The 17,885-nt window shown below is 70.5% G+C and carries 16 protein-coding genes; 11 read left to right on the top strand and 5 right to left on the bottom strand.

Annotation, left to right across the window (positions count from 1 at the left end; all coding sequences use genetic code 11):
• Window positions 1-5: 5 nt before the first annotated feature.
• On the bottom strand, window positions 6-761 hold the full coding sequence (locus P7V53_RS05075) for a response regulator (RefSeq protein WP_280154390.1): 756 nt from the start codon (window positions 759-761) through the stop codon (window positions 6-8).
• 158 nt (window positions 762-919) lie between these two features.
• Here P7V53_RS05075 and P7V53_RS05080 point away from each other — a divergent pair, with 158 nt between their 5' ends.
• Entirely contained in the window at window positions 920-1,207 is a 288-nt protein-coding gene (locus P7V53_RS05080; protein WP_280154391.1) for a hypothetical protein, read from the top strand.
• Window positions 1,204-2,451: an MFS transporter gene (locus P7V53_RS05085; RefSeq protein WP_280154392.1), complete on the top strand. Its 1,248-nt coding sequence runs from the start codon at window positions 1,204-1,206 to the stop codon at window positions 2,449-2,451. Before P7V53_RS05080 ends, P7V53_RS05085 begins: the two co-directional genes overlap by 4 nt.
• Here the strand turns inward: P7V53_RS05085 and P7V53_RS05090 are convergent.
• Window positions 2,369-4,873, bottom strand: coding sequence for a PAS domain S-box protein (locus P7V53_RS05090; RefSeq protein ID WP_280154393.1), 2,505 nt, complete (start codon window positions 4,871-4,873; stop codon window positions 2,369-2,371). The two genes, P7V53_RS05085 and P7V53_RS05090, sit on opposite strands and share 83 nt — an antisense overlap.
• A gap of 210 nt (window positions 4,874-5,083) precedes the next feature.
• Here P7V53_RS05090 and P7V53_RS05095 point away from each other — a divergent pair, with 210 nt between their 5' ends.
• A complete protein-coding gene (locus P7V53_RS05095; RefSeq protein WP_280154394.1) occupies window positions 5,084-6,223 on the top strand; it encodes an ABC transporter substrate-binding protein in 1,140 nt (379 codons plus the stop codon).
• An 85-nt stretch (window positions 6,224-6,308) separates the two neighbouring features.
• Here P7V53_RS05095 and P7V53_RS05100 read toward each other — a convergent pair whose 3' ends face one another.
• A complete protein-coding gene (locus P7V53_RS05100) occupies window positions 6,309-6,941 on the bottom strand; it encodes a TetR/AcrR family transcriptional regulator (RefSeq protein WP_280154395.1) in 633 nt (210 codons plus the stop codon).
• Window positions 6,942-7,080: 139 nt separating this feature from the next.
• Here P7V53_RS05100 and P7V53_RS05105 point away from each other — a divergent pair, with 139 nt between their 5' ends.
• The 8 genes from P7V53_RS05105 to P7V53_RS05140 all read left to right on the top strand — a co-directional run bounded on the left by P7V53_RS05105 (window position 7,081) and on the right by P7V53_RS05140 (window position 16,677).
• Window positions 7,081-8,892 (top strand): feruloyl-CoA synthase, encoded by a 1,812-nt coding sequence (locus P7V53_RS05105; RefSeq protein WP_280154396.1) that lies wholly within the window; start codon window positions 7,081-7,083, stop codon window positions 8,890-8,892.
• Window positions 8,889-9,698, top strand: a complete 810-nt coding sequence (locus P7V53_RS05110; RefSeq protein WP_280154397.1) for a crotonase/enoyl-CoA hydratase family protein — start codon at window positions 8,889-8,891, stop codon at window positions 9,696-9,698. Before P7V53_RS05105 ends, P7V53_RS05110 begins: the two co-directional genes overlap by 4 nt.
• A gap of 91 nt (window positions 9,699-9,789) precedes the next feature.
• A complete protein-coding gene (locus P7V53_RS05115; protein ID WP_280154398.1) occupies window positions 9,790-10,209 on the top strand; it encodes an acyl-CoA thioesterase in 420 nt (139 codons plus the stop codon).
• Between the two features lie 20 nt (window positions 10,210-10,229).
• A complete protein-coding gene (locus P7V53_RS05120; protein ID WP_280154399.1) occupies window positions 10,230-11,366 on the top strand; it encodes an ABC transporter substrate-binding protein in 1,137 nt (378 codons plus the stop codon).
• 22 nt (window positions 11,367-11,388) lie between these two features.
• A complete protein-coding gene (locus P7V53_RS05125; protein ID WP_280154400.1) occupies window positions 11,389-12,426 on the top strand; it encodes a branched-chain amino acid ABC transporter permease in 1,038 nt (345 codons plus the stop codon).
• Complete coding sequence (locus P7V53_RS05130; protein ID WP_280154401.1) at window positions 12,427-14,205, top strand: branched-chain amino acid ABC transporter ATP-binding protein/permease; 1,779 nt, start codon at window positions 12,427-12,429, stop codon at window positions 14,203-14,205. It abuts the gene before it with no gap.
• 1 nt (window position 14,206) lies between these two features.
• On the top strand, window positions 14,207-14,938 hold the full coding sequence (locus tag P7V53_RS05135; RefSeq protein WP_280154402.1) for an ABC transporter ATP-binding protein: 732 nt from the start codon (window positions 14,207-14,209) through the stop codon (window positions 14,936-14,938).
• Between the two features lie 2 nt (window positions 14,939-14,940).
• Window positions 14,941-16,677 carry an acyl-CoA dehydrogenase family protein gene (locus P7V53_RS05140; RefSeq protein ID WP_280154403.1) on the top strand — a complete coding sequence of 579 codons (1,737 nt, stop codon included), beginning with the start codon at window positions 14,941-14,943 and terminating at the stop codon, window positions 16,675-16,677.
• 12 nt (window positions 16,678-16,689) lie between these two features.
• On the opposite strand, the gene P7V53_RS05145 is transcribed toward P7V53_RS05140, so the two are convergent.
• Together P7V53_RS05145 and P7V53_RS05150 are read right to left on the bottom strand one after the other, a co-directional pair.
• On the bottom strand, window positions 16,690-17,223 hold the full coding sequence (locus P7V53_RS05145; protein ID WP_280154404.1) for a GNAT family protein: 534 nt from the start codon (window positions 17,221-17,223) through the stop codon (window positions 16,690-16,692).
• A gap of 18 nt (window positions 17,224-17,241) precedes the next feature.
• Window positions 17,242-17,646 (bottom strand): hypothetical protein, encoded by a 405-nt coding sequence (locus P7V53_RS05150; RefSeq protein ID WP_280154406.1) that lies wholly within the window; start codon window positions 17,644-17,646, stop codon window positions 17,242-17,244.
• Between the last annotated feature and the right edge of the window lie 239 nt (window positions 17,647-17,885).

Raw genomic sequence — 17,885 nt, forward strand, 5'->3', positions numbered from 1 at the left:
CCGGGTCACTCGCTGCTGACGCGCATTCCGTCGGGAACGAACATGTAGCCGCCGTTGCGCACCGTGCGGATGGTCTGCGGCTTCTCGGGGTCGGCTTCGATCTTGCGGCGCAGGCGGCCGATGCGGATGTCGATCGAACGGTCGAACGGCTGCCACTCCCGGTTGCGTGCGTGCATCAGCAGCTGGTCGCGCGACAGCACGCGATTGGGGTTGGCCGTGAAGGCCACCAGGAGGTCGTACTCCATCGCCGTCATCGGGACCTCGTCACCGCCTTCGCTGACCAGGCGGTGTGCCTGCACCTCGAGCCAGCAGCGGCCGACTCGGATGCGCGCGCCTGCTTCGGGCGCTGCCGGCGCCGTCGAGGGTCCCTCGGTCTCTGCGTGCGTGCGTGCCTGCATGCGCCTCAGCACGCTCTTGAGGCGTGCGAGCAGCTCGCGCGGGTCGAACGGCTTGGTGACGTAGTCGTCGGCGCCCACCTCCAGCCCGACCACCCGGTCGATCACGTCGCCCGATCCGGTGACCATGATGATGGCCACGTCGTAGCGCTCGCGCAGGAAGCGCGCCAGGCTGATGCCGTCTTCGCCGGGAAGGTGGATGTCGAGCAGGATCGCATCGGGCAGCTCGCGCTCGATCTCCTCGCGCATGGCATTGCCGCCCCCGACGCAGCGGACCTCGTAGCGGTGTTCGCTGAGGTACTCCTCGAGCATCGCGCAGACGCTGGTGTCGTCGTCAACGATGAGAACGCGGCTGCGATTCGACATGGGCCGGTCCCTGTGCGTCGGCACCGGCGCGGCCGGTGCAATACAAAACGATAACACGCGACCCGGCATCCGAAGCGCGCCGATTACCGGGCGTTTCCACACTGCTTGCCAAGGCGCGGCGAAGGACGCCGCGGCCACTGGACCCGTGAGGAAACATCATGCTCGCCTCTTTGCTCGCGCAGCGCCTGCGCGCCTCTTTCGCTGCCCCTTCGAGCCGCGCCCGCCCGTCGCTGCTGCGCCGGCTGGCCGGCGCCTGGCAGGCGCTGCGATCGCTGCGCCGGCAGGCCGCCGACAGGCGCCGCTTCCAGCGCCTGGACGCCGCGACGCTGCGCGATCTGGGCATGTGCCGGTCGGAGTTCGATTCGTTCTGGCTCGAGGCGCACGGTCGCGCCATGCCCACCCGGCGGCGCACCGCTGCGGCGCGTGGCGACGGGGACCGGTCATGAACGCTCACGCCTGGCGCGCGACGCTGGCCGCCACCCTGTTGATGGGGCTCACGCAAGGCAGCCGCTCGGCGTTCGGGCTGTTCCTGTCGCCGCTCAACACGGCGACCGGCATCGGCGCGGGCGCCATCGGCCTCTCCGTCGCCGTCGGCCACCTGGCGCTGGGTGTGGCGCAACCCGTGCTCGCCTCGCTGGCCGAGCGGCACGGCGCCGCGCGCCTGATGGCCGGCGGCGCCTGCCTGCTTGCGGTGTGCACGGCGCTGCTGGCGTATGTCGGCGATGCATGGACGCTCACGGTGCTGGTGCTGCTGATGTCGCTGGCCGGCTGTGCGCTCGGCAGCAACGCCGTGTTGATGGCGGAGCTGGGCAGGCGGGTGCCCGCCACGGTGCAAGGGATGGCGGCGGGCATCGTCGGGGCGGGCGGCTCCGCCGGTCAACTGGTGTTCGGGCCCCTGACGCAATGGCTGATCGGTGGATTCGGCTGGCGCGTGGCGGCCTGGGCGACGGCTGCCGCGATGCTGATCGCGCTGCCGCTGGCAAGCGCATTCGGGCGCTCGCGTTCGCCCGACCGCGGGGCCGCGCTGCCCAGCACGGATCCGGGCTGGCGCGCGATCTTGCGCGATCGCCGCTTCCGGCTGATCGGCGCCAGCTTCACGCTGTGCGGCTTTCACGTCACCTTCCTCACCACCCACATGCCGGGGGTGATCGAGCGCTGCGGCCTTCCGTTGTCGCTGGCCGGGACCTGGCTGGCCGTTGCCGGAGCGGCCAACATGGCGGGCAGCATCGGCATCGGCGCGCTGATGCGCCGCTGGTCGTCCCCCCTGCTTCTCGGGCTGCTGTACGCCACGCGCGCCGTCGCGATCGCGACGCTGCTCGTCGTGCCCGTCACGCCGGCGGTGATGCTGGCCTTCGCGCTGGTGATGGGGCTGACCTATCTCGCGCCGCTGGCGCCCACCGCGCAGTTGCTGGCCCAGCATTTCGGCGTGCATCGGCTGGGCACGCTGCTCGGCATGGTGATGGTCGGCCACCAGGCGGGTGCCTTCGCCGGCGCCTGGCTCGGCGGCCTGGCAGTGGAGATCACGCGCGGCTACACGCCGTTGTGGATCGCCGACCTGCTGCTCGCGCTGGTGGCCGCGGCGCTGCAATGGCCGCTGCGCGGTGGCGTCACAGGCAGTGCTGCAGCGCCGCGAACAGCAGGCCCTCGTCGATCGGCTTGCGCAGCACGGAGCGCACGCCCAGCTGCCTGAGCGCCGGCTCATCGAGGCCTTCGTCGAACCCGGTGTAGAGCAGCACCGGCAGCGACGGGCGCAGCGCGAGCAGTTCCCCGGCCAGCTGCACGCCGGTGAGCCGCGGCATGGTCTGGTCGGTCAGCACGACGTCGAATGCGTCGGGCTCGTCGGCGAAGCGCTGCTTCGCCACGACCGGGTCGCGAACGAGCGTGACCTCCAGCCCCCAGCCGGAGAGCAGCTCCGACATGAAGGCTGCGACCATGGCCTGGTCCTCGACGAGCAGCAGGCGCCCTCGCAGCTTCGCCGCGCCGCCCATCGACGGCGAGTCCGCTGCGGGGACATCACCCTGCGCCGGCGCGGGCGCTGCGGGCAACATCACATGGAAGGTGCTGCCCCGCCCCGGACGGCTGTCGACGACGATGTGGCCGCCATGGTCGTGGACGATGCCGTGCACCATGGCCAGCCCCATTCCCGAGCCGCGCCCGACTTCCTTGGTGCTGAAGAACGGGTCGAACATGCGCTCGCGCACGTCGTCGGCCAGGCCGCAGCCGTCATCGGCCACCACCAGCTCGATCCACCGCCCGTCCACGTGGGCCCGGCACGATGCGCAGGTCGCTTGCACGTCGCGTTCGCGCAAGGACACCCGCAGCCTTCCGGCCCCCGCCATCGCGTCGCGGGCGTTGATGCAGAGGTTGAACAGCACCTGCTCGATCTGCACCGCATCGGCCGCGACCGCAGGCAGCCTGGCGGCGAAGTCCACTTCCAGCTCGATGCTGCTCGGCAGCGTCGAGCGCAGCAGCGACAGCGATTGGCGCAGCGCGGGCGCGATCGCCAGCGCCGTGCGCTCAGGGCGCGTGCCCGAGCCGCGGCGGGCGAAGGTGAGCATCTGCGAGATGAGGTCGCGCGCGCGCTGGGAGGCCAGGTGCGCCTGCGCCAGCCGGTGCGTCAGCCGCGCATCGTTCAACTCCTCGGCGCGCTCGCCGGCCAGCACGATGTACCCCATCATGCTGGTGAGGATGTTGTTGAAGTCGTGCGCGATGCCGCCGGTGAGCTGGCCGATGGCTTCCATCTTCTGGGCCTGGCGCAGCTGCGCCTCGAGTTCGGCATGCTTTGCTTCGGCCTGGCGGCGCGCGCTGATGTCGCGCAGATGGCCGACGAAGATGTTCTCGCCGGCTGCGCTGCCCACGCTGATCGCCAGCTCGACGGGGAATTCGCTGCCGTCCGCGCGCAGCGCGGTCGTCTCGATCAGCCGGCCGACGAAGGGGCCTGACCCTGTCTGCAGCAGGCGCGCCAGGCCGCGGGCGTGCGCCTCGCGGTAGCGCGGCGGAATGATGACCTCGGCCAGGGAGCGTCCCAGCACGTCGCTGCGCGCGCGGCCGAAGCAGCGCTCGGCGACGGCATTGAATTCGACGATGCGCCCGTCGGCGTCCATGCCGATGATGCAGTCGAACGCCGCGTCGACGGTGGCGCGAAGCCTCGCCTCGCTGCGCAGGAGCGCCTGCTCGCGCTCGCGCAGCGCGCTGATGTCGCGCACCACCTGCAGCACGTGCGGTTCGCCGCGGTAGCGCACCGGCACCACGCGCAGGTCGATCCAGAAAGGGCTGCCGTCGGCGCGCAGCGCGATGCTCTGCACATGCGTTTCATGGCCCTCGAGCGCGCGCCGGATCTGCGCCTCGCGCTCCTCCACATAGCCGGGCGGGAAGTTCGCGGGGTAGCCGCCGCCGGCGGCGATGAGCTCGCGCGAGAAGCCGTACATCCGGTAGAAGGCCGGATTGGCGTCCAGGGTGCGTGCGCGGGCATCGCGCAGGACGAAGCCGTCGGATGCGGCCTCGAAGATCACCCGGTACTGCTCCTCGCGCAGGCGCAGCACCTCGTCGGCGCGCAGTCGCTCGACTTCTGCGGCCGCACGCACGGCAAAGATCTGCAGGATGGACTCCACCCAATCCAGGTGCTGCATCGGCTTGCGCGACAGCACCGAGATGATGCCCAGCGAGCGGCCGTGGCGGTCGCTGAGGCCGAAGCCGGCATAGCTTTGCGCGCCCATCTCGCGCAGCGGAGGGTCGAGCGGAAAGCACTGTGCGACGTCGCAGGCGTAGGCGCGAAAGCGCGTGCCGATGACCGTCGCGCACGGGGTGCCTTCCAGCGCATAGGTGGCGTCTTCGCCGGCCTTGCCGTCGAGCACCATCGCCACGCGATGCAGCGACGTGGGATCGTCGTCCTGGTGCACCGCGATGAAGGCGCAGTCCACGCCCAGGATGTCCGCCAGCGAGAACACCAGCTCGCTCAGCACGGCCTCGCCCTGTGCGGCGGAAACGGCCAGCGCGGCGCGGCGCAGCGCTTCGGCCAGCGCCGCCCATTCGTCGACGCTGCGTGCGGTGGGGGACGGGCGGACCGACATGGCGTCGAGTCTAGGCCGCAGCCGCCCCAGTCGGGCAGGCATTACCCGGCGATTACCCGGCGGCGACCAGCGCGATACAGGCGCGATACAGGCAAGGCCCGGACGGCGGGCCCCGCGCGAGCGGCAAGCCTGTGCATTCCGTGCAATATGGTACGGATCATCGGGTCTAACCCGGATGCCGCCCAAGGGAGTGCTTCCATAGCATGCCGTCAACGCCATACAGACATGTATGGCAGCTTGCGAGGAGGCATCATGTTGAGCAGATGGGTCGGGGCCGCCGCTGTCGTCATCGGGATGGCGGCATCGCCTGGCGCAGGCGCGGCCAACGGCGTCACGGACCACGAGATCCGCATCGGCGCGTCCGTGGTGCTCAGCGGACCGCTCGGGCCGCAGACCGCGGACTACGGCGCGGGTTCGCGCCTCTACTTCGATTCGGTCAATGCGGCGGGCGGCGTGCACGGCCGCAAGATCGTCTACCGCACGCTCGACGATGCCTTCGATGTGCAGCGCGCCGTCGAGAACACACGCCAGCTGCTGGAGCGCGACAAGGTCTTCCTGATCTACAACAACACCGGCACGGCGCACACCGCGGCCATCCTGCCCATCGCGGCCGAGGCCAGGACCGTCGTCTTCGGGCCGGTCACCGGCGCCTCGGCACTGCGGCAGACCTTCCACCGCCACCTGTTCCACGTGCGCGCTGGCTACGCCGACGAAGCGGCGCGCATCACGCGCCAGCTGCACGAGATGGGCATCACGCGCGTGGCGGCGTTCTTCCAGGACGACGCGTTCGGCAAGGCTCTGCTCACGGAAGTGAAGAAGGCCGCCGCCGCGCAGCGTCTCGAGATCGTCGCCGAAGCGTCGGTCGATCCGAAGGCGCCGGCGTTCGAGGCCGCGGCCGCCACGCTGGGCAAGGCGGCGCCCCAGGCGGTGGTCATGTGCACGGCGGGGTCCACCTTCACCGGCCTCGTCAAGGCGCTGGGCACCACCGGCACCCGGCCGGGCATCTACGGGTTCTCGGTCGTCAGCGTGGACCAGACCACGCGCGACCTGGGCGCGGCGGCGCGCGGCATCGTGCTGGCGCAGGTCATGCCGTCGCTGGCGAATCGCGCCAACCCGGTGGTCGACGAATACCTCTCGCTGGCGTCGGCCAAGGGCGACGCCGGGCCGCCGTCGCAGTCCAAGTTCGAGGGATTCGTGCACGCCCGGGTGCTGGTGGAGGGCCTGCGTCGCGCCGGGCGCGATCTGAGCACCGACCACTTCATCCGCGGCCTCGAGTCGGCCGGCGAAGTCTCCTTCGGGAAATTCTCGGCGCACTACTCGCCGAGCTCGCACAGCGGCTCGGCGTACGTGGAGCTCGCGATCATCGACACGGAAGGCAAGCTGCGGTACTGAGGGCGTCCGAGGCAGTCTTGACCACAGAGACACAGAGCCAATCCAGTCTCCGTGATCAAGGACGAGGTTGCCAGCGCCGCCCGCCTCAAGCCCCCGCCCGCATCTGGATCAGCCGCTCCACGAAGCGGTTGCGCTCCTCGCGTTGCGGCGCTGTCATGTCGCGCGACATGACCGACTCCGCGACGACGTAGCTGTAGAGGACGAACGCTCTCCAGCGTGCCTCGACGATGGGGAAGCCCATCGACGAGAAGATCTGCGCGATGTAGCCCATGCGGCTGCCGTCGGCTTCGTCGACCGCCTGGCGCGCCATGTCGTCGCGCCGCGCCCACGCGCGGATGGCCAGCTCGATGCGTGCGGCACGCACGGCCGCCTTGCCGCGAAACGGCAGCGAGATCACGTCACGGATCTGCTCCACCGGATCGGTGCTGGCGCGCTCGAGTCGCGCCGTCAGCGCCTCGGTGGCGTGCTGGCGCCAGGCCCTGAGCACGCTGCGCAGCAGGTCTTCGCGGTCGCGAAAGTGCCAGTAGAAGCTGCCGCGCGTGACGCCCAGCGTGCGGGCCAGGACGTCGACACGCACGCTGTCGATGCCGTGGTCGGCGAGCACTTCGGTGGCCGCTTCGGTCCAGCGTTCCGGCGTCAGTGACGCGCGGACGGGATCGTCGGGCTTGGCGCGCTCTTTGGTCTTGCGGCCGCGCGAGGAATCGACGGAGATGGCCATGGTCGGCTGCGAGTGGCGAGATGCCCGTAGCATGTGCAGTGCAGCAGTGTATGGAACTTGGGGGAAACCCGGTTTTCATGAAGGGGCATGCTCCCTAACATCCTTCTTCAACACACATACACATGTGTACGGAAAGACGATGGAGCCCAGCCTGTTCGAGGATCCCCGTTGGCTCGCGCCGCCGCGCACGGTGCGCATCGACTTCGACGACGGCAGCTTCGTGCTGCGATCGCCGCAGCCGCTGCAGCCGTATGCCCGTCGCATCGGGGACTGGCTCGAGCGCTGGGCCGCAGAGACACCCGACGCCCCCGCATTCGCCGAGCGCGGCCCGGACGGACAGTGGCGCAGGCTGACGTGGGGCCAGGCGCGCCGTGACGTGGGCCGCATCGCGCAAGCGCTGCTGGCGATGCGGCTGGCGCCGCAGGCTCCGGTGGTCGTGCTGTCCGACAACTCGGTCGACCACCTGCTGCTGATGCTGGCGGCCATGCACATCGGGCGTGCCGTGTGCAGCGTGTCCAGTGCGTACTGCCGGCTCACACGGGACTACACCAAGATCCACGGCATCCTCAACACGCTCGGACCGGCGCTGGTCTACGCCGCCGATGCGTCGGTCTACGGGCCTCCCATCGCGGCGGCAGGACTTCGGTGCCCGGTGGTGCTGGGCCAGGGCGCGCAGCAGATGGAAGGGGCGCTGTCCTTCGCCAGCCTGCTCGAGCACGAGGAAGGCGCGCAGGTGATGCAGGCCTTCGCCGAGGTCGGCCCCGACACTCACGCCAAGTACCTGCTGACGTCGGGCTCGACCGGCCATCCCAAGGTGGTGATCAACACCCATCGCATGCTGTGCGCCAACCAGCAGATGATCGCGCAGGCGTGGCGCTTCCTCGAGCACGAGAAGCCGGTCATCGTCGACTGGCTGCCGTGGAGCCACACCTTCGGCGGCAATCACAACCTGAACATGGTGCTGCGCAACGGCGGCACGCTGGTCGTCGACGAAGGCCGGCCGGCGCCGGGGCTGGTGGAGAAATCGGTGCGCAACGTCTGCGAGGTGCAGCCCACGCTGTACTTCAACGTGCCGCGCGGACTGGAGATGCTGCTGCCCCATCTCGAGGCCGACGACGCGCTGGCCCGCAGCTTCTTCAGCCGCCTGCGCGCCGTGTTCTACGCGGGCGCGGCGCTGCCGCAGTCGACCTGGGAGCGCCTGCAGGCGCTGGCCGTGCGGGTGCGCGGCGAACCGGTGTGGCTCACGACCGCGTGGGGATCCACCGAGACGTCGCCGGCGGTGACGAGCGCCCACTGGAGGCTCGATCGCGCCGGCGTCATCGGGTTGCCCTTGCCCGGCGTGGAGCTCAAGTTCGTGCCGAACGGCAGCAAGCTCGAGCTGCGCGTGCGCGGCGTGAGTGTCTTTCCCGGCTATCGCGACGCGCCGCACCTCACGGCGCAGGCCTTCGATGACGAGGGCTACTACTGCATCGGCGACGCGGGCCTGCTGGCCGACCCCGCGCATCCTGAGCGCGGTGTCGTCTTCGACGGGCGCGTCGCCGAGGACTTCAAGCTCACCACCGGAACCTGGGTCTCGGTGGGCACGCTGCGCGTGCGTGTCGTCTCGGCGCTGGCGCCGCTGGCGCAGGACGTGGTCATCACCGGCCACGACCGCGACGAGGTCGCCGCGCTGGTGTTCCCGTCGCAGCAGGCTGCGGGAATGCCCGCCGGGGAGCTCGCCGCCAGGATCGCGGCGGCGCTCGCATCCCTGCGCTCGTCGGGGGGCGGCTCGTCCCAGGCGCCGGCCCGCGCCATGGTGCTGACCGAGCCGCCGAGCGTGGATGCGGGCGAGATCACCGACAAGGGCTACATCAACCAGGCGGCCGTGCTCAAGCGCCGCGCCGCCCTCGTGCAGGCGCTGTACGAGCAAGGGCCGCAGGTCATCCTGCCGGCCAAGGATCCGCGGCCATGAGCGTCTCTCTCGTCCCCGCGCAGGGGCTCCTGGGCAGCCTGTCGATGCTGCGCGTCGAGATCGGCGGGCCCGTCGTCCACCTGCGGCTCGACCGGCCCGACAAGCGCAACGCCATCAGCGACGAGCTGGTGACGCAGATCCAGACCGCCTTCGTGAACCTGCCGCGCGACGCGCGCGTGGCCGTGGTGAGCGGCGAGGGGGCGCACTTCTGCGCGGGCCTCGACCTGAACGAGGTCATTGAACAGGACGTGGCCGAAGGCATTGCGCATTCGCGGCGCTGGCATGCCGCCTTCGACCAGATCCAGTTCGGCCCGGTGCCGGTCATCGCGGTGCTGCAGGGCGCGGTGGTGGGCGGCGGCTTGGAGCTGGCGGCGACCGCCCACCTGCGCGTCGCCGAGACATCGGCGTTCTTCGCCTTGCCCGAGGGGCAACGCGGCATCTTCGTGGGCGGCAGCGGCTCGGCGCGCATTCCTCGCTTGATGGGCGTCTCGCGCATGACCGACATGATGCTCACCGGCCGGGTGTTCACGGCCGAGCAGGCCGAGGGCTTCGGCCTGGTGAACTACGTGGTCCCCGAGGGCGAGGGCCTCGCCAAGGCGCTCGCGCTCGCGCGCCAGGTGGCATCCAATGCGGCGATGTCCAACTATGCCGTCACGCAGGCGCTGCCGCGCATCGCCGACATGAGCGCCTCCGACGGCCTGTTCGTGGAGTCGCTGATGTCGGCCATCGCGCAAGGCGACGATGCGGCCAAGCAGCGGGTGCGCGCCTTCCTGGACAAGCGCGCCGCGAAGGTGCGCAAGTCATGACCGAGCACCCAGAGGGCGACGCCTGATCACACCAGAAGGGCTTCCAGATGAAGATCGTCCAGCAGGCCGGCGGAACGCGCGGGGCAGCCCGATGAGCCGGGTCCACATCCACCGGGTGAACGTGCAGTTCGGCGATTGCGATCCCGCCGGCATCGTGTTCTTTCCCAACTTCTCGCGCTGGATGGACGAGTCCTCGCTCGGCTTCTTCATGGCGCAGGGCGTTCCGCCGTGGCGCGAGCTGCTGAAGACGCGCGGCATCGTCGGCACGCCGCTGCTCGAGATCCACACCCGCTTCATGAAGCCGGCCACCTACGGCGAGACCATCGAGGTGCACACCACCGTCGAGGCGTGGGCGGCGAAGACCTTCCGCCACCGCCATGTCGTCAAGCGCGGCGCCGACACGCTCTGCGAAGGCACCGAGGTGCGCGCCTTCGTCATCCGCGACCCGGCCGACCCGGACCGCATCAAGGCCATCCCGATCCCCGAGGACATCAAGGCCTTGTGTACCTGATCCACAACGAGGAGACATCCATGAAGCGTTCGTTCGTGCTGTGCGCCGCCGCGGCGGCCTTGCTGTCCGCCGGCGTGCGGGCCGAGCTCACCGTCGGCGTGGTGGTGCCGCTCACCGGTCCTGCCTCGGGCCTCGGCATCCCGATGAGCAACGGCGCGAAGATGTGGCCTGCCACCGTGGGCGGCGAGAAGGTGAAGCTCGTCATCCTCGATGACGCGACCGATCCCACGCGCGGCGTGCAGAACGCGCGCCGCCTCGTCAACGAGGACAAGGTCGATGTGCTGATCGGCTCGGGCGCCACGCCGGTGGCCATCGCCATCGCCGACGTGGCTTCCGAGACCAGGACGGCTCAGCTGTCGCTGTCGCCGGCGCCGCTGCCGCCGGGCAAGGACACCTGGACCTTCCGCATGCCGCAGTCCAACGGCGTGATGGCCAATGCCATGGTCGCCCACATGCAGAAGCAGGGCGTGAAGTCGGTGGGCTTCATCGGCTACACCGACGCGTACGGCGAGAGCTGGCTGCAGGAGCTGACGCCGCGGCTGGAGAAGGCCGGCATCAAGCTCGTGGGCAGCGAGCGCTTCGCGCGCACCGACACCAGCGTGACCGCGCAGGCCTTGAAGCTGGCCACCGCCAACCCGGATGCGATGGTCATCGTCGCCTCGGGCAGCGGCGCGGCCATGCCCCAGCTGGCACTGATCGAGCGAGGCTACAAGGGCAAGTTCTATCAGACCCATGCAGCGGCGACGCGCGACCTGATGCGCGTGGGCGGCAAGGCGATGGAGGGCACCTTCGTCACGTCCGGGCCGGTGGTGGTCGCCGAGCAGCTGCCGGACAACCATCCGTCGAAGGCGCTCGGCGTGAAGTTCAACCAGGCCTACGAGCAGGCGCATGGGGCGGGCCTGCGCAACCAGTTCGCCGCGCATTCCTACGACGCCTACCTGCTGCTCGACAAGACCGTTCCGGTGGCGCTGAAGAAAGCCAAGCCCGGCACGGCGGAGTTCCGCGCGGCGCTGCGCGATGCCATCGAATCCACGCACGGGCTGGCGGTCACGCACGGGGTGTACGACTTCTCGGCCAGCGACCATTGGGGCTTCACGCCCGACACCGGCGTGGTCATGAAGGTCGTCAACGGCGACTGGCAGCTCGAGAAGAAGTGACGGGCGCGGCCACGACAGCTCCATGGATCCGACGATCGCCGCCATCCTCAGCCTCGACGGCGTGACCAACGGCGCGGTCTATGCCTTGCTGGGCATCGCCATCGTGCTGGTGTTCACCGTCACGCGCGTGATCTTCATCCCGCAGGGTGAATTCGTCGCGTTCGGGGCGCTGACGCTGGCCATGCTGCAGGCCGGCCGGGTGCCGGGCACGGTGTGGCTGCTGTTGTTCATGGCCGCGGCCGTCGCGGTGAACGACACGGTCGCGGCGCTGCGCACGCGCCGGCATGCGCGCCAGGTGGCGCTGGAGGCGGCACGCACGCTGGGGCTGCCCGTGATCGTGTCCGCCGCCGCGATCGTGCTCGCGCCGGCCCGGCCGCCGATGCTCCTGCAGGCGGCGCTCACGCTGGCGCTGGTCACCCCGATGGGTCCGCTGGTGTACCGGCTGGCCTACCGGTCGTTGGCCGATGCGAGCGTGCTGGTGCTGCTCATCGTCTCGGTCGGCGTGCATTTCGCGCTCACCGGGCTCGGACTGCTGTTCTTCGGCGCCGAGGGCTTTCGCAACCCGAGCTTCTGGGACGAGCGCTTCACCCTGGGCCCGCTGTCGCTCACCGGTCAGACGCTGATCATCTTCGCGGCGTCGCTGGCGCTGCTGGCCACGCTGTTCGTGTTCTTCGATCGCACGCTGGTCGGCAAGGCGCTGCGCGCGACCGCGGTGAACCGCACCGGGGCTCGCCTGGTCGGCATCTCCACCGACGGCGCCGGCACGCTGAGCTTCACGATGGCGGCCTTCATCGGCGCGGCGTCGGGGTTGCTCATCGGACCCAGCACGACGATGTTCTACGACAGCGGCTTCCTGATCGGCCTCAAGGGCTTCGTCGCCGCGGTGTTTGCCGGTCTCACCAGCTTTTCGCTCGCGCTCGCCGGAGCGCTCGGCGTCGGGCTGATCGAGTCGTTCGGCTCGTTCTGGGCCAGCGCCTTCAAGGAGGTCATCGTCTTCACCGCCATCCTGCCGGTGCTGCTGGCGCGCTCCTTCGTCGACCGCCATCCGGAGGAGCACTGAATGGCCACCCGGCGCCTGGTGTTCCCCGCACTGCTGCTGCTCGTCGCCCTGATTCCGCTGCTGCCCGTGCCGCCGTACTGGATCACCAAGCTCAACTACATCGGCCTGTTTTCGCTGGTGGCGCTGGGGCTGGTGCTGCTCACCGGCGTCGGCGGTCTCACCTCGTTCGGACAGGCGGCGTTCGCCGGCATCGGCGCCTACACCAGCGCCTGGCTGTGCCTGCGCCTGGGACTGTCGCCGTGGGTCGGCCTGATGGCCGGCCTCGCGCTCACCGCGGCCGTCGCGCTGGCGCTGGGCTGGCTCACCTTGCGCATGTCGGGCCACTATCTGCCGCTGGCCACCATCGCATGGTCGCTGGTGCTGTACTACACGATGGGCAACGTGGACGCGCTGGGCCGCTACGACGGGCTGCTCGGCGTGCCGCCGGTCTCGCTGCCCGGCTTCGAGCTGCGCGAGGAAGGCCGGCTCTTCTGGCTGATCTGGGTGTGTGCGCTGCTGTCGGCCGCCGCCGTGGTGCGGCTGCTCGACTCGCGGCCCGGACGCGTGATGCGCTCGCTCAATCCCCACCGCGGCGGCGGCATCACGATGCCCGAGGCGATGGGCGCCTCGACGTTTCGCTACAAGGTGCTGATGTTCGTGATCGCGGCGCTGCTGGCGTCGCTGTCGGGCTGGCTGTTCGTGCACATGCAGCGCAGCGTGAACCCGTCGCCGTTCGGCATCAAGTTCGGCATCGAGTACCTGTTCATGGCCGTGCTCGGCGGCGTCGGCAGCGTGTGGGGCGCCTTCGCCGGCGCGGCGCTGGTCAAGCTCACCGAAGACCAGCTGCAGGTGCTGCTGCCGGCGCTGCTCGGCACCAGCGGCAACTACGAGATGATCGTCTTCGGCATCGTGCTGGTGGTCGTGCTCAAGTTCGCGCCGCAGGGCCTGTGGCCCCTCGTCGAGGGCCGGCTGCCGCGGCGCCGTGCGCGGCTGGACGCGTCGAACCATCAGGCGCTGCCCAGCCGCGACAAGCCGCAGCGTGGCGACCTGCTGCTCGAGGCTCGGCAGCTGCGCAAGTCCTTCGGCGGGCTGGTGGCGGTGAACGACATCGGCTTCAGCATCCGGGCCGGCGAGATCGTCGGGCTGATCGGGCCCAACGGCGCCGGCAAGTCCACCACCTTCAACCTGCTGTCCGGCGTGACGCCGCTGAGCGGCGGCGAAGTGTGGCTGCGCGGCCGTCGCGTCGACGGACTGCCGGCGCGCGAGGTGGCGCGCCTGGGCCTGTCGCGCACCTTCCAGCACGTGAAGCTGGCACCGGAGATGACGGTGCTCGAGAACGTCGCGCTCGGCACCTACCTGCGCACCCGCAGCGGCACGCTCGCCGCCATGCTGCGGCTGGATCGCGCGGAGGAGCGGCGTGCGCTGCACGAGGCCGAGCGGCAGCTGCAGCGCGTGGGCCTCGCCGACGTGATGCACGAGCCGGCGGGCAACCTCGCGCTCGGACCGCAGCGTCTGGTGGAGATCGCGCGGGCGCTGGCCAGCGACCCGGCGTTGCTGTTGCTCGACGAGCCGGCCGCCGGACTGCGCCACAAGGAAAAGCAGGCGCTGGCCACCGTGCTGCGGCAGCTCAAGGGCGAGGGCCTGAGCCTGCTGCTCGTCGAGCACGACATGGACTTCGTGATGAGCCTCACCGATCGCATCGTCGTGATGGAGTTCGGAACCTTCCTGATGGAGGGCACGCCGGCCGAAGTGCAGGCCAGCCCGGCGGTGCGCGCCGCCTACCTCGGCACGGAGCACTGACATGGCGGCACTGCTCGAGGTGGTCGATCTGCATGCCGGCTACGGCAAGGCCGAGGTGCTGCGCGGCCTGTCGCTGCAGGTGCCGGCCGGCGGGGTGGTGACCGTCATCGGTCCCAACGGCGCCGGCAAGTCGACGCTGCTCAACGCGCTGATGGGTCTGCAGCCGTCGCGCGGACACCTGCGCTTCGACGGCGGGGAGCTGGGCTCCCTGACCCTGGAGGCACGCGTGATGCGCGGACTGGCGCTGGTGCCGGAGAAGCGGGAGCTCTTCGCCACGATGAGCGTGGAGGACAACCTCGTGCTCGGCGGATGGCGTCCGCTCAAGCTGCGCATGCCGCAATGGCGCGACGGGCTCGAGCGTGTGTTCGGGCTGTTCCCGCGCCTGAAGGAGCGGCGCGCCCAGCTGGCCGGCACCTTGTCCGGCGGCGAGCGGCAGATGCTGGCCATCGGGCGGGCCCTGATGGGCCAGCCCAAGCTGCTGATGCTCGACGAGCCGAGCCTCGGCCTGGCGCCGCTCATCGTGCGGCAGATCTTCGACATCATCGCGCAGCTGCGGTCCAGCGGCGTCGCCATCCTGCTCGTGGAGCAGAACGCACGCGCCGCGCTGCAGGTGGCCGACCACGCGTACGTGCTCGAGACCGGCGAGCTGGCGCTGCAGGGACCGGCCGCCGAGCTGGCCCGTGACGCGCGGGTGATCGACACCTACCTCGGCGCCAGGCGAGAGGCGGCTTGACGATGTGGCACTACGACGCTCCGCTGCGCGAGATGCGCTTCGTCATCGAGGACGTGCTGCAGGCGCCGGCGGCGTGGCGCTCGATGCCCGCCTTCGCCGATCTCGACATGGACACCGCGGCCGAGGTGCTCGCGCAGGCCGCGCGCTTCGCCTCGGAAGTGCTGCAGCCCTTGAACGGACCCGGCGATCGCGAGGGGTGCCGACTCGTCCAAGGTCACGTGAAGACCCCGGCGGGCTTTGCGCAGGCCTGGGCGTCGTTCGTCGAAGGCGGATGGCCGGCGCTGGCCTGCGACCCCGATGTCGGCGGGCAAGGCCTGCCACAGCTGCTGAATGCGGCGCTGTTCGAGATGCTGGTCTCGGCCAACCACGCCTGGACGATGTACCCGGGGCTGCTGCACGGCGCCTACGAGACCTTGCTGGCCCATGCCGAGCCGGCGCTGCGCGAGCGCTACCTGCCGAAGATCGTCAGCGGTGAGTGGCTGGCCGCCATGGCGCTCACCGAGCCGCAGGCCGGCAGCGACCTGGGGCTGGTGCGCACCAAGGCCGCGCCGCGCCCGGACGGCAGCCTGGCGGTGACCGGCAGCAAGATCTTCATCTCCGGGGGTGATCACGACTTGAGCGAGAACATCGTTCACCTGGTGCTCTGCCGGCTGCCGGACGCGCCGGCGGGTCCCAAGGGCCTCTCGCTCGCGCTGGTGCCGAAGTTCCTGCCCGACGGCTCGCGCAACGCCATGGTGTGCGACGGCCTGGAGCACAAGATGGGCATCCACGGCAGCGCCACCTGCGCGATGCGCTACGACGGCGCCATCGGCTGGCTCGTCGGCGAGCCGAACCGCGGCCTCGCCGCGATGTTCGTGATGATGAACGCCGCCCGGCTGCACGTCGGCCTGCAGGGCCTGGGCCACCTCGAGATGGCGGCGCAGAACGCGCGTCGCTATGCGCTGGAGCGGCTGCAGATGCGGGCGGTGGTGCGCCCGCCCGGAGCGTCCGCCGCCGCGGATCCGATCGCGCGGCATCCCGCGATGCGGCGCAGCTTGCGCAGCCTGCAGGCGGTGGCCGAGGGCCTGCGCGTCGTGGCCTACCAGGCGGCGATGTGGCTGGACGAGGCCCATCGGCATCCCGACGCAGGGCAACGCGAGCAGGCCTTCGCCCGCGCCGCGTTCCTCACGCCGGTGGTGAAGGCCTTCGCCACGCACTGGGGCTTCCAGGGCGCCAGCGAGGCGCTGCAGGTGTTCGGCGGCTACGGCTATGTGCGCGAGTTCGGCATCGAGCAGACCCTGCGGGATTCGCGCATCGCGCTGGTCTACGAGGGGACCAACGAGATCCAGGCGATCGACCTGCTGCTGCGCAAGACCCTGGCCGACGGCGGCGCCGCGTTCGAGCGCTGGCTCGACGAGCTGGCACCGGCGGCGACGGCACACGACGCGTTCGGCTCCGCCCTCTCCGACCAGCTCGCCGCGGCGCGCGCCGCGCTCGGCTCGCTGCGACAGGCGCAGCCCGACGATCCCGAGGCGCCCTGGCGCGTGGCCGACGATTTCCTGATGGGCGTGGGCCACCTGCTGCTGGCCTGGGCCTGGGCGCGCATCGCCACGGCGGCCCGCCGGTGCCAGGACGATGCGGCGTGGGCGGCCGAGCGCGAATCCCTCGCGCGCCACGGCGTCGCATGGGTGCTGCCGCAGGCACGCGTGCACTGGCATCGCGTCTCGGCGGCTGCTCCGCTGGACGAGGTGCGGGCCTGACTCAACGGCGGCTCACGGTTGCAGGTGCGAGTACATCCAGAAGTTGCCAGGCCTGCCGCGCACCTGGCGATAGCTCCTGAGCAGCCCCTCGCGCTCGAAGCCGCACCGTTGCAGAACCCGGGCAGAGCGCTCGTTGGATTCCAGCACGGTGGCCTGGACCCGCACGAGCCGGGCGTCGGTGTGGGCCCAGGCGACGAGCACGCCGCACAGATGCGTGGCGATGCCTCGGCCCCACATCGCCGGCGCCAGGTCGTAGGCGATCTCCGCGCTGCGGTTCTCCGCGGACACGGTGTGAAAGCCGATCGTGCCGACGAGCTGGTTGGTCGAGCGCAGCGCAATGGCAAGCCGCAGCGCCGTGGACGGTGCGCTGGCATGAGGCCCCCAGACGTAAGCTGACAGGTCCCCGGCGGACTTGAGGTTCCAGCTGGTGTGCTCGTACACGGCGGGCAGCGAGAGATAGGCGTACCAGACGGGCAGGTCGGCGGCGACGATGGGACGCAGCGCGACCAGCGGGTGAGCGGGTTCGGGCAGCTCGTCGAATTGCATGGACTGATCACGCTGCGGCTACCGTTTCGCCGGCGGACGAGAAGCGACGCACTTCGGGTCCGGCTGCAGCGGCATCGACAGCTCGAACAGCGGCGTGGCGAGCATGGCCACGGCGAAGATGCCCACGCTGAGCAGCGAGGTGCGAGCCCATGCGGTGAGCGTGGCCCGTGCCTGCGGGCTGGTGGTGACTGCGCGCACCACGACACTGGCCAGGCACACGAGCGCAAAGACCGCGGCGGCCGTTGCCAGCACGCCCAGGTAGCCGAGGCCGAAAGTGTGGGTTCGGTCCTGGCAGGCATCCCGAGGCGTGTGGAGAAGGACGCCTGCCGGATAGCGCCAGCGTGCATACAGGCCGGCCAGGACCGCGGACACCACGATCGCCCAGGCGAACATCGGTGTGCGTGGAGGCGCGGGCAGAGGCATGAGTGACGTCGTTCGGCAGGAAGGGAGCGCACTGTCGCTCGCCACCTCGGGTGCCGTCAAGGCGCCGGCCCCGCACCCATAATCGTGCCGTCCTCGGGTTCGCGCCCCGGCCCATCCCGACAGCTCCAGAAGAATGACCCTTTCCCTGCTCCTGCCCAACCTGCTTCACGGCGCTCGACCTCGAGGTCCCGCAGCGGCCTGCCCCCGGCCGCGCCGGTGCGCGGCGGAGCGTTTCCGGT

The sequence above is a fragment of the Piscinibacter sp. XHJ-5 genome (genome assembly GCF_029855045.1).
Lineage (GTDB): Bacteria > Pseudomonadota > Gammaproteobacteria > Burkholderiales > Burkholderiaceae_C > Albitalea.

Excerpts from the sequence above, each read along its gene's own strand:
- P7V53_RS05100 (WP_280154395.1), bottom strand. The coding sequence starts at position 6,941 with ATGGCCATCTCCGTCGATTCCTCGCGCGGCCGCAAGACCAAAGAGCGC.
- P7V53_RS05135 (WP_280154402.1), top strand. The coding sequence starts at position 14,207 with ATGGCGGCACTGCTCGAGGTGGTCGATCTGCATGCCGGCTACGGCAAG.
- P7V53_RS05090 (WP_280154393.1), bottom strand. The coding sequence starts at position 4,873 with ATGCCTGCCCGACTGGGGCGGCTGCGGCCTAGACTCGACGCCATGTCG.
- P7V53_RS05075 (WP_280154390.1), bottom strand. The coding sequence starts at position 761 with ATGTCGAATCGCAGCCGCGTTCTCATCGTTGACGACGACACCAGCGTC.
- P7V53_RS05125 (WP_280154400.1), top strand. The coding sequence starts at position 11,389 with ATGGATCCGACGATCGCCGCCATCCTCAGCCTCGACGGCGTGACCAAC.
- P7V53_RS05095 (WP_280154394.1), top strand. The coding sequence starts at position 5,084 with ATGTTGAGCAGATGGGTCGGGGCCGCCGCTGTCGTCATCGGGATGGCG.
- P7V53_RS05115 (WP_280154398.1), top strand. The coding sequence starts at position 9,790 with ATGAGCCGGGTCCACATCCACCGGGTGAACGTGCAGTTCGGCGATTGC.
- P7V53_RS05120 (WP_280154399.1), top strand. The coding sequence starts at position 10,230 with ATGAAGCGTTCGTTCGTGCTGTGCGCCGCCGCGGCGGCCTTGCTGTCC.
- P7V53_RS05080 (WP_280154391.1), top strand. The coding sequence starts at position 920 with ATGCTCGCCTCTTTGCTCGCGCAGCGCCTGCGCGCCTCTTTCGCTGCC.
- P7V53_RS05150 (WP_280154406.1), bottom strand. The coding sequence starts at position 17,646 with ATGCCTCTGCCCGCGCCTCCACGCACACCGATGTTCGCCTGGGCGATC.
- P7V53_RS05105 (WP_280154396.1), top strand. The coding sequence starts at position 7,081 with ATGGAGCCCAGCCTGTTCGAGGATCCCCGTTGGCTCGCGCCGCCGCGC.
- P7V53_RS05110 (WP_280154397.1), top strand. The coding sequence starts at position 8,889 with ATGAGCGTCTCTCTCGTCCCCGCGCAGGGGCTCCTGGGCAGCCTGTCG.
- P7V53_RS05085 (WP_280154392.1), top strand. The coding sequence starts at position 1,204 with ATGAACGCTCACGCCTGGCGCGCGACGCTGGCCGCCACCCTGTTGATG.
- P7V53_RS05130 (WP_280154401.1), top strand. The coding sequence starts at position 12,427 with ATGGCCACCCGGCGCCTGGTGTTCCCCGCACTGCTGCTGCTCGTCGCC.
- P7V53_RS05145 (WP_280154404.1), bottom strand. The coding sequence starts at position 17,223 with ATGCAATTCGACGAGCTGCCCGAACCCGCTCACCCGCTGGTCGCGCTG.
- P7V53_RS05140 (WP_280154403.1), top strand. The coding sequence starts at position 14,941 with ATGTGGCACTACGACGCTCCGCTGCGCGAGATGCGCTTCGTCATCGAG.